Source organism: Isoptericola hypogeus (assembly GCF_039531145.1).
Lineage (GTDB): Bacteria > Actinomycetota > Actinomycetes > Actinomycetales > Cellulomonadaceae > Isoptericola > Isoptericola hypogeus.
Window position 1 is genome coordinate 481583 of sequence record NZ_BAAAPM010000008.1, and the last position, 12901, is coordinate 494483.

The following is a 12901-nucleotide window of genomic DNA, read 5'->3' on the forward strand; positions in this document are numbered from 1 at the left end:
CACCGCCTCCGCGGACGCGTCCACCACACCCGCGACGTAGAAGATGAGGCCGAAAGGGCCGAGGCCGCGAGAGAGACGGCCACGCCACGCGTCTGGACGCTCGGCGCCGTCGGGTTCACTCACGCTCCACGCTGCTGATCGGTTCCTGGCCGGGCGCGGCCACGGTAACCAGCGCGATCGGTCCGCTTCGTCGGCGTCTGGGCCGGTGGAGCCGTCCGGTGCCGACTCCGCCGTCTCGTCCCGTCACCGCCAGATCGGCCCGGGCGCGACCTCCGGAAGCACCCGGGAGTCGGTCATGCGGCCGTGCGTCGGCGCGCGAGCTGCGGCTCGTGCACCTGCGGACGCTTGCTCGGCCGCACCCCAGCCAGCACGTCCTGCACCCGCCGATCCGCGACCTCCCCGAACCCCGAACCGCGCGACAACCCCGCCATGAGCCACGATGTGGCTGCCGCCGCAGCATGCCGAGCGGTGGGGAATCAGCATGGGTCCTCGACGACGTCGACGAGGGACCCGCCCACGACCATGAGCTCGCTCATGCCGCCGCGATCTCGCGCACCGCGACGCGGGTGAGCGGCGCGCTCGGGAACACGAGCTGGGTGAGCGTGGTGAGCCCGCCGCAGGCGTACACCTCGAGCACGCACCCGTCGACGACGACGGTCAGGTCGACGGTCTCACCGACGTCGTGCAGGGGCGCGGTGTCGACGGAACCGAAGGCGGGATGGAAGTCGGTGTCGCCGCTGCGGCGGCGGTCGCTGGTGAGCGTCCGCGACGCGACGTCCACGGTCACGACGACGGCGTCGGGGCCGTCACCGTGGAGCACGATCTCGTGGCGCCGGTCCCCGTCAGCGGGCAGGCTGAGCTCGTGGACCGTCAGCCCCGCGCGGGGTTCCGCGGGGAGGACGGGCCGCTGGACGACGCGATCCCGCCCGTCGGGCGTGCGCACGAGCTCCAGCTCGCGGGCGAGCGACATCGCGGAGCGCCACGGCGAGGTGGGGGTGTCGTTCGCGTAGTCCCAGTTGCTGGCCCAGCCGACGGTGAGACGCCGGCCGCCCGGGACGCCGTTGAACGACACAGGTGCGTAGTAGTCGCGCCCGTGGTCGAGCCAGTCGGCACCCTGCGGCCCGTCCCCCGGCCCGTCCGGGGTGAAGGTGGTGCCGTCGAAGTCGCCGACGAAGTACTGGACGCCGGAGCCGCCGGCGACGCCGCCCGGGTTGAGGCTGACGATCATGACCCAACGCGTGCGATCGGTCCCGCGGACAGGCAACGGGAACAGGTCCGGGCACTCCCAGACGCCGCCCGTCGCGTGGGCGGGCCCGAACGCGGACAGGTGGTGCCAGCGCTTGAGGTCGTCGGAGCGGTACAGCACCACCTGGCGGTCGGCGGCCTCGACGGCGGCCATCACCCAGCAGCCGTCGCCGTCCTCGCCGTCGTACCAGAACACCTTGGGGTCGCGGAAGTCGGCGCTGTCCCGGTCGACCACGGGGTTGCCCTCGTACCGCGTCCAGGTGTGCCCGTCGTCGAGGCTGTAGGCGAGGGACTGCGCCTGGCGGCCGGCGAGCGTGGGGTGCGCGGGCCGGTAGGCGCTCGTGTAGATCGCGACGAGCGCCGTCTGCCCCGGCCCGGCGAAGCCCGCGGTGTTCTGCTCGTCCACGACGGCGCTGCCGGAGAAGATCTCCTCCGTGGCGGTGTGCCCGATCGCCACAGGCTGTTCGGCCCACGTCACGAGGTCGGTGGACGTCGCGTGGCCCCAGGACATGTTGCCGTGCGTGTCACCGTGCGGATTGTTCTGGAAGAACAGGTGCCAGGTGCCGTCGTGGAACACCAGGCCGTTGGGGTCGTTCAGCCAGGTGTCGCGGGCGGTGAAGTGCGCGACCGGGCGCAGGTGCGTGGTGGCGCGAGTCTGCGCCCGGTCGACGATGGTGTCTGTCACTGATCGGTCTCCATGAAGCGGTCGTAGGCCTGCTGGTAGGTCGCGGTGACCTCGTCCACCCCGAGGCTCTGGAGCTGGGAGACGTATGCGTCCCACTCGCCGTCGATCGTGCCGTCGACGATCCAGGCGGCGAACTTCTCCTTGACGAGGGTCTTGATGTCGGTCTCCGGGTAGGAGACCTGGTCCAGCTCGTCGTTCGAGAGCAGGACCGGCGGGTACTTCTCGTTCGCCGCGAACGGCTCGTAGTACTCCTGGACGAGCTTCTGGCGGTCCGCGGCGCGGGGCTCCGGCGCGACGACGGTCTCGAAGTCCTCGGCCGTGGTGATCCGCGGTCCCATCGGCGCGACCTGCTGACGGCGCTCGCCCTCGGAGGTGCCCTCCGGGGCGGGGATCTGCACCAGCAGCCCGGAGTCCGGGTCCTTCTCGAGCGTCACGCCGATCGGTCCCCACGCCGCCTCTGCCGACATGACAGGGTCGTAGAGCCGGTCCGCCCACCGCATCGTCGCCACCGGGTACTTGTTGGCGCGGGTGATGGCCATCGCCCCGCGGCTGATCTCCTGGTTGTTGGTGACGCTCGCCCGCTGCTGACCGTCGGCTCCTTCGAGGATGCCGACGATGGCGTAGTCGCCCAGACGGTCGGTCCCGACCATCTCCTCGAGCTCCCACCAGAAGAACGAGCCGAGCACCGGGGTGTCCGCCTTGCCCTTGGCCAGGTACGCGACGTCGTCCTGCGAGAACGACTCGGGGTCGATGAGTCCGTCGGCGTACCAGTCCCCGAGGCCCTTCACGCCGGCGCGGTACTCGTCCGTGTTCGCGGTGAACTCGACCTTCCCGTCGCGCACGATCCGGTGGTCGTTGTTCTCTGGCTGCCCGCCGAGCGCGGTGATGAGGTCCCACGGGTTCGCTGCGAACGAGTCGGGGCGGAAGCTCAGCGGGATCTCGTCGGCCTTGCCGTTGCCGTTGGGGTCCTTCGTGGCGAAGGCCTGCAGTGCCTGGTGGTACTCCTCGATCGTGCGCGGCACCTCCAGGCCGAGCTCGTCCAACCACGTCGTGTTGATGAAGAGGAAGTTGGGATAGGGCAGGATGCCCAGCTCCTCGACCGACGGCAGCGTGTAGATGTGGCCGTCGGAGGCGGTGATCGCCGCCCGGATGTCCGGCCTCTCGTCCAGGATCTTCTTGAGGGTCGGGGCGTGCTCGTCGACAAGGTCCTCCAGCGGCAGCAGCGTGCCGTTGGTGCCGTTGTCCACGACCTCGGCGTCGGTCAGGCCCGAGTTGAAGAGCACGTCCGGCAGGTCGCCGGAGGCCAGCATCAGGTTCTTCTTCTCCTGATAGACCTGGTCGGGCAGGTTCTCCCACTCGATCGCGATGTTCGTGTCTTCCTCCCACCGCTGGACGAGCTCCATCTCGGAGTAGTCCGGGGCGAGCGCGGACTTCGACCCGCCGAAGCTCAGGGTGAGCGTCTCGTCGACGATCGGGAGCCCCTCGGCGTTGAACCCGAAGTCGGCGGACGCGTCCTCGGCCTCGGCGGTCTGCTCGGGCCCGCCGCTGCACGCGGTCAGGGCCAGCAGGGTGATAGTCGTGACGGCAGGGATGACAAAACGGCGGTGTCTCATCGGTTCGCTCCTCGCGATTGCCATGGTGAATGGATAGAGAAAGGGGTGGTCGGCGCCGGGACGCCGTTCGGAAGGAATGTGGGCCGGTCAGCTCTTGACGGCGCCGAGCAGGGTGCCCTTGGTGAAGTGCTTCTGCATGAACGGCAGCGCGACGAGCAACGGAATGGTGGAGATGACGATCATTCCGTACTTCATCAGCTCGCCCATGCGCTGTGCCGCGGCATAGGAATCGACGGCTCCTGCTCCCCCGGAAGCGGAGACCTCCGACTGGATCAGGATGTTGCGCAGCACGAGCTGCAGCGGGTACTTGTTCTCGTCGTCGAGGAAGATCAGGGCGTCGAAGAACGCGTTCCAGTTAGCCACGAGGTGGATCATGACCATCAGCGCGATCAACGGCTTCGACAGCGGGAGAACGATTCGCCAGAAGAACCGGAAGTCGTTGGCGCCGTCGAGCTGGGCGGCGTCACGCAACTCGTCCGGGACGTTGCTCTCGAAGAAGGTGCGGGCGATGATCAGGTTCCACACGCCCACCGCGCCCGGCAGGACGACGGCCCACATGGTGTTGAGCATCCCCAGCTCCTGCACCACGAGGTAGCGGGCGATCAGGCCGCCGTCGATGAACATCGTGACGACGAACAGCAGCATGAAGAACGTACGGCCGAACAGATCGCGACGGGACAGCGCGTATGCCCCACAGAGGATCGTCGCGACGCTGATCGCCGTCCCCACCACCGTGTAGAGCACGGAGTTGGCGAACCCGCGCAGGATCCCCGGGTCCGACAAGATCCGTGCGTAGCCCTCGAAAGTGACCCCGCGAGGCCACAGCCAGACGTCGCCGTTGAGGATCGCGGACGGCTCGCTGACCGATGCGACGACGACGAAGTACAGCGGGTAGAGGATCACGAGGATCGCGCAGAGCAGGGTGGCGGTCACCACGATCGTGAACGCCCTGTCGGCGCCGGACTCACGCTGGCGGCGGCGCGGCCGCGAGGGCTCCGCTCCCGCTTCCGGGCGGGTGGCCGTCTTCACGACGGGAGGTCGGGTGGTCGTCATGGCGTCATCACCACAGGCTCGTCTTGTTGGCCCGTCGCGCGACCCAGTTGAAGGTCAGCAGCAGGGCGAGGTTGATGAGGGAGTTGAACAGGCCGATCGCGGCCGAATAGCTGAACTGGGCGCCCTGCAGACCGGTCTTGTACACGTAGGTCTGGATGACCTCGGACGTCGGCAGGTTGAGGTCGGTCTGCATCAGCAGGACCTTCTCGAAGCCGAGGTTGAAGAGGTTCCCGATCGCCAGGATGAACAGGATCGTGATCACGGGCAGGATTCCCGGGATGTCGATGTGCCACATCCGCTGCCACTTGTTCGCCCCGTCGACGCGGGCTGCCTCGTGCAGCGCGGGGTCGATCGCCGTCAGGGCAGCCAGGTAGACGATCATCGAGAACCCGGCGTTCTGCCAGATGTCCGACCCGATGTACAGGGGGCGGAACCACTCGGGCGACCCCATGAAGAAGACGGGGTCTCCCCCGAATGCCGTGATCGCGTTGTTCACGATCCCTGAACGCGGTGAGAAGAGCAGGTAGATCATGCCCACGACCACGACGACGGAGATGAACGACGGCGCGTAGAGCACGGTCTGGGTGAACTTCTTGAACCGGTCGCCGGCGAGCTGGTTGACGATCAGCGCCAGGATGATAGGAACCGGGAAGGCGATGAGCAGCCCGAGCGCGTTCACCGTGAGGGTGTTGACCATGAGCCGCTCGAACTGGAACGACTCGATGAAGCGGGTGAAGTGCTCCAGGCCCACCCACGCGCTGCCGGTGAACCCGTCGACCGGGTTGTAGTCGCGGAACGCGATCTGGGCACCGAACATCGGCCAGTACTTGAAGACCAGGACGTAGACGACGGCCGGCGCAAGTAGTACGTATAACTGCCAAGACCTCAGCGCTCGCCGCCACGGTTGCGTGCGGCGCGCGACGATCGTCGGCCGGGCCTCTGCTTGAGCTGTCATTCGTGCACCTTCGCACTCGCCACCGATCCACGAGGGACCAGTGAGCACTCGATGGGATGGTCGTTCGCCTTCTCGGAGCGCGCTCCGAGAAGCGATTCCAGGGCGCTGCGAGCCATCTGCTCGAACGGCAGCGCCACGGTCGTCAGCCCGGGGTCCAGGTACGGCGCGAGCGTCTCCTGGTCGTCGAAACCGACGATCGAGCAGTCGTCGGGGACCCGGAGCCCGAGCGCCTCGAGGGTGCGGTAGGACCCCCAGGCGGTCCGGTCGTTGCCGCAGAAGATCGCGGTCGGCACGACGGGTCCCTCCATGAGCTCGCGGGTCAGGGCCAGGCCGTCCTCGACCACGCCGCCCCCGTAGCGCACGAGCCGCTCGTCGAACTCCACACCTGCCTCGTCCAGTGCCCGGCGATAGCCGGCCATCCGGCCGATCCCGGCGGGCAGGTCGCTCTCGGGGGGCTGGATGTTGACCATCGCGATACGCGTGTGCCCAGCATCGAGCAGGTGCCGTGTGGCGGTGTAGCCGCCCAGCTCCTCGTCGGGAAAGAAGCTCGGCACCGAGCTGTCAGCCTCCCGAGCGTTGAGGACGACCGCCGGAATGTCCTCCAGGGCCGAGGGAAGCCGTACCACCCGGTGGTACATCGAGCCGTACACGACGCCGCGCACCCGGTAGGAGCGCATCATGTCGATCGCCGCCTCCTCGAGCGCGTCGTCCCCGAACGAGTCGACGCTCAGGATCACGTGCCCGGTCTCCCAGGCCAGCTCCTGGGCACCCTTCAGCAGGCGGCCTGCGAAGGGTGCGCTGGCGACCTCGTCGGAGACGAAGCCGATCAGGCCGGACTCGCCGCTGCGCAGCGACTTGGCGAACGCGTTGGTGCGGTAGTCCAGCTCCCGCACCGCGTCCAGGATCCGCTGCCTGGTCGCGTCCGAGACGCGACCGCGCCCGGCGTCGTTCAGGACGAGCGAGACCGACGCCTGCGAGACACCGGCCAGGCTGGCGACATCCCACATCGTCGGCTGCTTCGACGCGCCGTTCCCGCCTCGCGGCACGCTGTCACCTCCTCGTGGACCCCGACGCCGACCGTGACGTCATTCGTATAACCAACCGCCCCGAACGCTAGGAGCGTTCGGTGGTCTGTGTCAACCGCCGGACGGGATGAATCCGCTGGGCGTAGTTCAGGCTGCGACCACGGAGGTTGACCTCCCACGACGACATGGCGAGCGCGGACGTCACGCCTGCCCCGCGTCGTCGCATGTCACGCCCAGGACGTTGCCGCAGCCCAAGGCTCGGGGCCGATCCTCACCGCAGGTCAGAGCCTTGCGGATTGGCCCACGATCCTCACGACGAAGGCCCCCTGATCAGCGTTTCCGCTGGTCAGGGGGCCTTCTGCTCGGTGGGCGATACTGGGATCGAACCAGTGACCTCTTCGGTGTGAACGAAGCGCGCTACCCCTGCGCCAATCGCCCGGTGCGTGGACGATATTAGCCACAGACCGGGCAGGGACTCAACCCGGGGACGCGGGATGTGGCGCAACCGACCCGCGCCGCCCGACCGCCGAGGGCGTCACGGGTCGAGCCGGTCCCGGCACACCTTCTCGAACAGCTCACGCGCCGCGGCCGACAGCTCCCCGACGGGCACGTCCGCGCCGTCGAGCCAGGTCACGGGCTGGACGTTGCGACCCGACGACGTCAGCAGCATCTGCGCCTCCCCGAGCGCCACCTCGTCGAGCACGGTGAACGGCAGCTCGTCCTCCTCGGCCTCGCGGACCGGCAGCCCGGCCTCGGCGCCCCACTCCAGGAGCAGCGCCCGCGTGATGCCGGCGAGGCAGCCCGAGACGAGCGGCGGCGTCACGAGCTCGCCGCCCCGCTCGACGAAGACGTTCGAGCCGGTGCCCTCGCACAGCCGGCCCGCGGTGTTGGCGAAGATCGACTCGTCGCCGCCCTTGCCGACGGCGTCCGCGAGCGCCACGACGTTCTCCGCGTACGACGTCGTCTTGAGCCCGGCCACGGCGGAGTGCTCGTTGCGGGTCCAGGGCGAGCGGGCGGAGCGCGAGGTGGCCGCCATCGTGCTCTCCTGCGCCGCGACGACGACCGTCTGGGCGCCGGGCACCCGCCCGGAGCCGAGCGGGCCGATGCCGGCGGTCACCGTGATCCGCAGCCGGCCGTCGAACGGCCCGCCCGTGCCGACGGCCTCGCCGAGCACCGCGGCGACGCCGTCGCGCACCTTCTGCTCGTCGGGCGCCTCGAGCCCGAGGCCCCGGGCCGACCGCTCGAGCCGTCGCAGGTGGCGGGTCAGCGCGAACGCCCGGCCGTCGAAGACGGTGCACGTCTCGAACACCCCGTCGCCCACGGTGATGCCGTGGTCCACCGCGCTCAGCGCGCCCTGCCCCTGCTCCACGAGACGGCCGTCGGCCCAGATCACGAGACTCATGGGGCCAGTGTGCCCGAAGCACCGCCGCCCGCGACACGTGCCCAGGGCGACCTGAATCATCCGCTTCACCTGCGACTTCACCCGCGCTCGTCGTAGCAGGCCGCCGCGTCCGGGCTCACCATCGGAAAGAGTCGGCCGCATCGGAGCGGCCGGGCACCGTGAGAGGCCGCCATGAGAGTCGTCTTCCGTATCCTCGCGTTCGCCGTCGCCGGCATGGTCGTGGTCCAGGCGGCCGTCATGGTCTGGGCCGTCGCCGGGCTCGGCATCTTCGTGGAGGACGGCGGCGTCGTCGACTCCGCCACGATGGAGCAGGCCCTCGCCGGGGACTCGCCGTTCCCCGAGTCCGTGGGGCTCGTGCTGCACGGCATGAACGGGATGACGGTCATCCCGGTCCTCGCCGTCCTGCTGCTCGTCGCGTCGTTCTTCGCGGGCGTGCGCGGCGCCTGGAGGTGGGGCCTCGCCGTCCTGCTCCTGGTGATCCTCCAGGCCGCGCTCGGCCTGGCCGGCCACAGCGTCCCCTTCCTCGGTGCGCTGCACGGCGTCAACGCGCTCCTGCTGTTCAGCGCCGCCTTCTACGCGGGGTGGCGCGTGGCGGCCGTGGACCGCGCGTCGGCCCGGCCCGCGGTGGTGGAGGCCTCGGGCCCCGTCCCCGCCGAGGGCCTGCCGAGCTGAGCCGTCCGGGCGATGACGACCGCGAGCCGGCCCCGGGTGCTGCGGCGCGTCCTCGCGGTCGTCGTGGCGGCGGCCGTCGTCGGCACGTTGGCGTTCCTGTGGCAGACGAGCAGGTTCCCCGCGCGCTTCTCCGTGACCGAGGCGGGACACTTCGAGCGGGGCAGCGGCCCGCGCGGCGCGCTGCCGTCCGGGCACGACCACCACGGCAGCGGTGGGGTGCCGGGCGCAGCCGTCACCGTCGACGACCTGACCGAGCCCCTCGACGGCCCGGCGGACGTGGCACGGACCCTCACCGCCCGGACGGCACCGATCGAGGTCGCGGACGGCGCCGAGCTCGACGGCTACACCCTGAACGGCTCGACGCCCGGTCCCACGATCCACGCCACCCAGGGCGACCTCGTCGAGGTCACGCTGGTCAACGAGAGCGTCACCGGCGGCACGACCCTGCACTGGCACGGCATCGACGTGCCCAACGCCGTCGACGGCGTCGCCGGGGTGACGCAGGACGCCGTCCCGGTGGGCGGCACGCACACGTACCGGTTCGTCGCGGAGGATGCGGGCACCTACTGGTACCACTCGCACCAGATCTCGCACGAGCAGGTCCGCAAGGGCCTGCTCGGCGCCGTCGTCGTGGACCCGGCCCCCGGGGGGCCCGTCGTGGGCGGGCGCGAGGTGGCGGAGCTTCTGCGCGACGCCGTCGACGTGCCCGCGCTCGTCCACCAGTACGGGCCGGAGCGCACCGTGCAGGGCGTCGCCGGCGACCTCGTCGCGGAGGTCGAGCCCGGGCGGGCGGCGCGGGTCCGCGTCATCAACTCCGACAACGGGGCGATGCCGGTGTGGGTGGGCGGCGCCCCGTTCCGCCTGCTCGCGATCGACGGGACCGACGTGCACCAGCCGCCGGAGGTGCGCGGAACGGCGGTGCTGGTGCCGGCTGGTGGTCGTGCCGACCTGCTCGTGGTGGCGCCCGCGGACGGCGCGGCGGCGCGCGTCGAGCTCGGGGGCGTCGTGGCCGTCGTCGTCGGGCCGGCCGGCGCGGCCGCCGAGGCCACGCGCCGACCGGAGGCGACCCTCGACCCCCTGGGCTACGGAGCGCAGGCACCGTCCGGGCTCGACCCGCGGGAGGCGGCGCGCCACCTCCCCTACGTCATCGACAGGCAGCCCGGGTTCTTCGACGGGAAGCCGGGGATGCACTGGACGGTGAACGGACGCACCTACCCCGACGTGCCGATGTTCACGGTGCGGACCGGGGAGGTGGTCCGCATGACCATCGAGAACCGCAGCGGTCAGGCGCACCCCATGCACCTGCACGGCCACCACCTCGTGGTGCTGGCCCGCGACGACGTGCGTGCCACCGGCAGCCCGTGGTGGGTGGACTCGCTGGAGGTGGGCGACGGCGAGACCTACGAGGTCGCGTTCGTCGCGGACAACCCCGGCATCTGGATGGACCACTGCCACAACCTGCCGCACGCGACCGAGGGCCTCGTGGCCCACCTCGCCTACCAGGGCGTGACGACGCCGTACCTCCTCGGGCACGGCACGGACAACGTGCCGGAGTGACCTTCAGCGCCGGTACACCAGGTGGTTCACCTCCGGCGTGTGGCGCACGCCCGCGGCGGTCAGGCCGACCGGGCCCACGCCGTCGAACAGCCGGACGCCGTCGACACCGAGGACGACCGGCGCGACGTGCAGCCGCAGCTCGTCGATCAGGCCGGCGGCGAGGAACTGGTTGACGGTGGTGGCGCCACCGGCGACCGAGACGTCGCGCTCCCCCGCGGCCTCCCGGGCCCGGGCCAGGGCCTCGGCGACCCCGCCGGTGACGAAGTGGAAGGTCGTGCCGCCCTCCATGACGACCGGGTCGCGCGGGTGGTGGGTCAGCACGAAGACGGGCGCGTGGTACGGCGGGTCGTCTCCCCACCAGCCCCGCCACCCGAGGTCCCACTCACCGCGCCCGGGGCTGAACATGTTCCGGCCCATGACGAAGGCGCCGGCCGCCGTGATCGCCCCGAGCTCGGCGGCGTGCTCCGCCGCGTGGTCGAACATCCACGAGTGCAGCCGCTCCCCGTCGCCGACGCCGTCGCCGAAGGGCTGCTCGAGGGACTGGTTGCGGCCTGCCGAGAGACCGTCGAGGGAGATTCCGATGTCGCACGTCACCTGGGTCATGCCTGTCGGACGACGCCCCCGCCCCGAACTCATCGGTCGCCTGGTGCGTCGGTCGGGGCCGGCTCCCGGCGCCCGTCAGGAGGAGGCGAGCCCCACCAGGCGCGCCGCCTTGAGCTCCGTCTCCGCCCACTCGGCGGCGGGGTCGCTGCCCCACGTGATGCCCGCCCCGGTGCCGAAGCGCAGCACCCCGCCCTCGTGCTCGTCGTCCGTCCACCAGAACGTGCGGATGCCGACGGCGAGCTCGGCGCGCCCGGCGTCGGCGTCCACCCAGCCCACCGCCCCGCAGTACGGGCCGCGCGGGACCGGCTCGAGCTCTCCGACCAGGCGCAGCGCCGACGACTTGGGCGCACCGGACACCGAGCCCGGCGGGAAGGTCGCCGCCAGCACCCGGCGCCAGAGGTCGGGCGCGCCGGCGACGTCGTCGGCCAGCGCCCCGCGCACCCGGGAGACGAGGTGCACCAGGCCGGGGTGCTCCTCCACGGCGAGCAGGTCGGTGACCTCGACGCTCCCCGGCCGGCACACCCGCTGCAGGTCGTTGCGGACGAGGTCGGTGATCATGACGTTCTCGGCGCGGTCCTTGAGCGTGAGCCCGTCGACCGTGCGGGCGGTCCCCTTGATGGGCCCCGAGGCCAGACGGCGCGCTCGGACCCCGCCTGGCCCGGCGCCGCCGCCGTCGAGCGCGAGGTACAGCTCGGGCGAGGCGCTGACCACCCACACCGGGTCGAGCCCGGTCGCGGCCGGCACGTGGATCGCCGCGGCGTGCGGCGCCGGGTTGCCCGACGCGAGCCGTGCGGCCAGGGCGGCCGCGTCCGGCTCGACGAGGCCCCCGGTGGGCGTCGCCCCGACGGCCAGCGGGGCGGACAGCACCCGGCACACGTTGACCTGGTAGACGTCGCCGGCGCGCACCCGGTCGCGCACGTGCGTCACCGCGCGCTCGTAGGTGTCGCGGTCCATCGAGCTGCGCCACGTCGAGGAGACGGGACCGCGCCATCGCCCCCCGGGCCCCGGCTCGGGCGTGGCGGGAGCCGGCCCCACCTCGGCGAACCGCCAGGCGCGCGCGGTCCCCCGGCGACCCCCGACGGCGCCGTCGGTCCCGAGGGGCGCCTCGAAGTCGGCGACGACGAACCACGTCCCCCCGGCGGTCAGCCGCTCGGGCTCGGCGACCAGGTCGACGCACTCCACGGCGCGCCGGGCATGGCGGCCCGCGAAGGTGGCCCAGGAGGTCGGCTCGTGCACAGCTGAACGCTAGACGCTCCGCCGCCGCGCCGGCGGCACGGCGATTGGACGGAGCGTGAGGCGTCCACTAATGTTTGGGGCGCGCCAGAACGGCGGGCACCGCAAGGTGTCCAGATCTGGTCGCGCGGATGTGGCTCAGTTGGTAGAGCATCACCTTGCCAAGGTGAGGGTCGCGGGTTCGAGTCCCGTCATCCGCTCGGAGGCCCACTCTCTGATCGACTCACCATGAGCGTCGAGAGAGCACGTCTCAAGGTGGGTTGGCCGAGAGGCGAGGCAGCGGCCTGCAAAGCCGTATACACGGGTTCGAATCCCGTACCCACCTCGCAGCACGGGCGATTGGCGCAGCGGTAGCGCGCTTCCCTGACACGGAAGAGGTCACTGGTTCGATCCCAGTATCGCCCACCAGCACGCAAGGCCCCGGACCGACGGTCCGGGGCCTTCGTCGTGCCCGGACCGCCGACCTCCTACGGCGTCGCAGGTCACAGGTCCGCGATTGGACCTGCGCCCCCTCGATCCCGTAATGTTCCTCAGGCGCCGGGAGCGCAGGGGAAACCCGAGAACCCGGCCGTGCGGATGTGGCTCAGTTGGTAGAGCATCACCTTGCCAAGGTGAGGGTCGCGGGTTCGAATCCCGTCATCCGCTCAGAGCTCTGTTCTCCCTCCCCAAGGAGCAGGGAGCGCAGCAGCCCACGGGCGATTGGCGCAGCGGTAGCGCGCTTCCCTGACACGGAAGAGGTCACTGGTTCGATCCCAGTATCGCCCACCAGCACGCGAGGCCCCGGACCGACGGCCGGTTCTAGCGATCCTCGCAACACCCTGGATTCAGGGGGTTGCGGGGATCGTGCTTTCACTAGAG

General features: G+C 70.9%; 10 protein-coding genes and 6 tRNA genes. 7 read left to right on the plus strand and 9 right to left on the minus strand.

The features are described from left to right. Window positions 1–532: 532 nt before the first annotated feature. The 7 genes from ABD254_RS17915 to ABD254_RS17945 form a co-directional block, all read right to left on the minus strand. Window positions 533–1930: a glycoside hydrolase family 32 protein gene (locus tag ABD254_RS17915; RefSeq protein WP_344250042.1), complete on the minus strand. Its 1398-nt coding sequence runs from the start codon at window positions 1928–1930 to the stop codon at window positions 533–535. Beyond that, on the minus strand, window positions 1927–3543 hold the full coding sequence (locus ABD254_RS17920; RefSeq protein WP_344250043.1) for an ABC transporter substrate-binding protein: 1617 nt from the start codon (window positions 3541–3543) through the stop codon (window positions 1927–1929). Before ABD254_RS17920 ends, ABD254_RS17915 begins: the two co-directional genes overlap by 4 nt. Window positions 3544–3630: 87 nt before the next feature. After that, window positions 3631–4596: a carbohydrate ABC transporter permease gene (locus tag ABD254_RS17925; RefSeq protein WP_344250045.1), complete on the minus strand. Its 966-nt coding sequence runs from the start codon at window positions 4594–4596 to the stop codon at window positions 3631–3633. Between the two features lie 7 nt (window positions 4597–4603). Continuing rightward, window positions 4604–5551 carry an ABC transporter permease gene (locus ABD254_RS17930; RefSeq protein ID WP_344250046.1) on the minus strand — a complete coding sequence of 316 codons (948 nt, stop codon included), beginning with the start codon at window positions 5549–5551 and terminating at the stop codon, window positions 4604–4606. Next, window positions 5548–6597 (minus strand): LacI family DNA-binding transcriptional regulator, encoded by a 1050-nt coding sequence (locus ABD254_RS17935; RefSeq protein ID WP_344250048.1) that lies wholly within the window; start codon window positions 6595–6597, stop codon window positions 5548–5550. The genes ABD254_RS17930 and ABD254_RS17935 overlap by 4 nt, the downstream gene beginning before the upstream one ends. 345 nt (window positions 6598–6942) lie before the next feature. After that, a tRNA-Val gene (locus ABD254_RS17940) sits at window positions 6943–7014 on the minus strand. 97 nt (window positions 7015–7111) lie between these two features. Continuing rightward, window positions 7112–7978 carry an aminotransferase class IV gene (locus ABD254_RS17945; RefSeq protein WP_344250050.1) on the minus strand — a complete coding sequence of 289 codons (867 nt, stop codon included), beginning with the start codon at window positions 7976–7978 and terminating at the stop codon, window positions 7112–7114. Window positions 7979–8149: 171 nt separating this feature from the next. Between ABD254_RS17945 and ABD254_RS17950 the strand changes: the two genes are divergently transcribed. Together ABD254_RS17950 and ABD254_RS17955 are read left to right on the plus strand one after the other, a co-directional pair. Then, entirely contained in the window at window positions 8150–8650 is a 501-nt protein-coding gene (locus ABD254_RS17950) for a COX15/CtaA family protein (protein WP_344250052.1), read from the plus strand. Between the two features lie 12 nt (window positions 8651–8662). Further along, the gene (locus tag ABD254_RS17955) at window positions 8663–10207 is read left to right on the plus strand and encodes a multicopper oxidase family protein (protein ID WP_344250054.1); all 1545 of its coding nucleotides are present in this window, start codon (window positions 8663–8665) and stop codon (window positions 10205–10207) included. A 3-nt stretch (window positions 10208–10210) separates the two neighbouring features. On the opposite strand, the gene ABD254_RS17960 is transcribed toward ABD254_RS17955, so the two are convergent. Together ABD254_RS17960 and ABD254_RS17965 are read right to left on the minus strand one after the other, a co-directional pair. After that, entirely contained in the window at window positions 10211–10810 is a 600-nt protein-coding gene (locus tag ABD254_RS17960; RefSeq protein WP_344250056.1) for a dihydrofolate reductase family protein, read from the minus strand. A 75-nt stretch (window positions 10811–10885) separates the two neighbouring features. Continuing rightward, window positions 10886–12046, minus strand: coding sequence for a chorismate-binding protein (locus tag ABD254_RS17965; RefSeq protein WP_344250058.1), 1161 nt, complete (start codon window positions 12044–12046; stop codon window positions 10886–10888). A gap of 124 nt (window positions 12047–12170) precedes the next feature. On the opposite strand from ABD254_RS17965, the gene ABD254_RS17970 reads away from it, so the two are divergent. The 5 genes from ABD254_RS17970 to ABD254_RS17990 all read left to right on the plus strand — a co-directional run bounded on the left by ABD254_RS17970 (window position 12171) and on the right by ABD254_RS17990 (window position 12811). Beyond that, window positions 12171–12243 (plus strand) — tRNA-Gly (locus ABD254_RS17970). A 54-nt stretch (window positions 12244–12297) separates the two neighbouring features. Next, window positions 12298–12368: transfer RNA gene (locus tag ABD254_RS17975), tRNA-Cys, on the plus strand. 8 nt (window positions 12369–12376) lie between these two features. Continuing rightward, a tRNA-Val gene (locus ABD254_RS17980) sits at window positions 12377–12451 on the plus strand. A 164-nt stretch (window positions 12452–12615) separates the two neighbouring features. Then, window positions 12616–12688 (plus strand) — tRNA-Gly (locus tag ABD254_RS17985). Window positions 12689–12736: 48 nt separating this feature from the next. Next, window positions 12737–12811, plus strand: a tRNA-Val gene (locus tag ABD254_RS17990). Window positions 12812–12901: the final 90 nt, after the last annotated feature.

What these genes read in the sequence shown, in the direction of transcription:
- ABD254_RS17950 (WP_344250052.1), top strand. Translation starts at nt 8,150, where the DNA reads ATGAGAGTCGTCTTCCGTATCCTCGCGTTCGCCGTCGCCGGCATGGTC.
- ABD254_RS17955 (WP_344250054.1), top strand. Translation starts at nt 8,663, where the DNA reads ATGACGACCGCGAGCCGGCCCCGGGTGCTGCGGCGCGTCCTCGCGGTC.
- ABD254_RS17930 (WP_344250046.1), bottom strand. Translation starts at nt 5,551, where the DNA reads ATGACAGCTCAAGCAGAGGCCCGGCCGACGATCGTCGCGCGCCGCACG.
- ABD254_RS17925 (WP_344250045.1), bottom strand. Translation starts at nt 4,596, where the DNA reads ATGACGACCACCCGACCTCCCGTCGTGAAGACGGCCACCCGCCCGGAA.
- ABD254_RS17945 (WP_344250050.1), bottom strand. Translation starts at nt 7,978, where the DNA reads ATGAGTCTCGTGATCTGGGCCGACGGCCGTCTCGTGGAGCAGGGGCAG.
- ABD254_RS17960 (WP_344250056.1), bottom strand. Translation starts at nt 10,810, where the DNA reads ATGACCCAGGTGACGTGCGACATCGGAATCTCCCTCGACGGTCTCTCG.
- ABD254_RS17920 (WP_344250043.1), bottom strand. Translation starts at nt 3,543, where the DNA reads ATGAGACACCGCCGTTTTGTCATCCCTGCCGTCACGACTATCACCCTG.